This window comes from Sphaerisporangium sp. NPDC049003, from assembly GCF_043197795.1.
In the GTDB taxonomy this organism is placed as follows: Bacteria; Actinomycetota; Actinomycetes; order Streptosporangiales; family Streptosporangiaceae; genus Sphaerisporangium.
Genome location: NZ_JBICTU010000080.1, coordinates 1 through 1,604 on the forward strand (window position 1 = coordinate 1; position 1,604 = coordinate 1,604).

General features: G+C 62.7%; 2 protein-coding genes. Both read left to right on the forward strand.

All coding sequences use genetic code 11. From position 1 onward, the window contains the following. Positions 1 to 82: 82 nt before the first annotated feature. Complete coding sequence (locus ACGFIV_RS36240) at positions 83 to 541, forward strand: transposase (protein WP_392839605.1); 459 nt, start codon at positions 83 to 85, stop codon at positions 539 to 541. Further along, positions 538 to 1,578 (forward strand): IS3 family transposase, encoded by a 1,041-nt coding sequence (locus ACGFIV_RS36245; protein ID WP_392839607.1) that lies wholly within the window; start codon positions 538 to 540, stop codon positions 1,576 to 1,578. Before ACGFIV_RS36240 ends, ACGFIV_RS36245 begins: the two co-directional genes overlap by 4 nt. Positions 1,579 to 1,604: the final 26 nt, after the last annotated feature.

Here is a 1,604-nt window from a genome sequence, read left to right on the forward strand (position 1 = left end):
CCCTCTCTGTCAGACTCTTGTGAGACATAGGACGAATGAGTCCTCATGATGTGAAACAGAGCTAGACAGGACGATCGAGACAGTGACGATGACCCTCGCAGACCAGGCCGCCATGAGGGGGCAGGATGGTCTGGTGACCGACGATCGGGTGCGCCGGCCGGTGCGCCGGACCTTCACCGCCGCCTACAAGGCGCGGATCTTGGCGGCCTATGACGCACTGCCCGAGGGCAGCCCCGAACGTGGCGCGCTGATGCGCAAGGAAAAGCTGTATCACTCCCACATCGAGCACTGGCGAAAGCAGCAGGAGAACGGGACACTGGCCGCTTCGACGGGTAAGCCGAAAAAGAGCACGGAGTCGGAGGAGCTGGCCCGGTTGCGGGCCGAGAACAGAAAGCTCAAGGCCGACGCGGCAAAACTGGAGGCCAAAAACGAGAAGCTCAGCGGCGAACTCGGGAAGACCAGGACCGCGCTTGACATAGCGGGAAAAGCATTCGCGCTGCTTCAGGACATCTCAAGCAGCGCGGACTCCGACACGAACTGAGTCGGGTCATCGACGAGCATTTCCCGGAAATGGAGGAGTTGCTCGGCACGGCCAGGGCATGTGCGATCTTGGGGAGGTCGCGGGCCACGTTGCACCGGCGGCGTAATCCCTCCCCGCCCCGGCTGGGCCCACGCCGCCCGTTTCATCACCCGGCCGAATTGTCCGAACACGAGCGCGAGCAGGTGCTGGCCGTACTGGACTCACCCCGGTTCGCCGACAAGTCGCCGGGCCAGGTGTGGGCGACCCTGCTGGACGAGGGCGTCTACCTGTGCTCGCAGGCCACGATGTACCGGCTGCTGCGCCAGCGCGGCCAGTCCGGTGAGCGGCGCGTCCAGGCCGTCCATCCAGCGAAGAAGAAACCCGAACTGGAAGCCGACGGGCCGAATCAGGTGTGGTCGTGGGATATTACGAAACTGAAAGGACCGGTGCGCGGCGTCTACTATCTGCTGTATGTCATCATCGATATCTTCTCGCGGAAAGTGGTCTGGTGGGAGATCTGGCCGACGGAGACGGGAACCCTTGCCCGGGAGTTCATCGAGCACGCGATCGAGGCCAACGGCGGGATCGCCCCCGTCGGGATCCATGCCGACCGTGGCACCTCGATGACCTCGAACACCGTTTCCGGTCTGCTCTCGCTGCTGGGAATCGACCAGTCCCATTCACGGCCTCGTGTGTCCAACGACAACCCGTACTCTGAAGCGCAGTTTAAAACACTCAAGTACTGTCCCGCGTTCCCCGGGGTGTTCGGGTCCATCGAAGATGGAGGCGTCTTTTGCGACCAGTTCTTCCGGTACTACAACAATGAGCATCGCCATTCCGGTATCGGAATGCACACCCCGGCATCGGTGCATGACGGCTCGGTGGCTGAGATCCACGCCAGGCGCGCCGCCACGCTAAACGCGGCGTTCCTGGCCCACCCCGAGCGGTTCCATGGTCGGCGGCCCTGCCCACCGCCGCTGCCCTCACGAGTGTGGATCAACAAACCACTCACGTCTCAAGACGACGGCGCTTCACCACAAACCACACAAGTAGCCTGATGTCTCAACACGTTTGACAGGTTCCG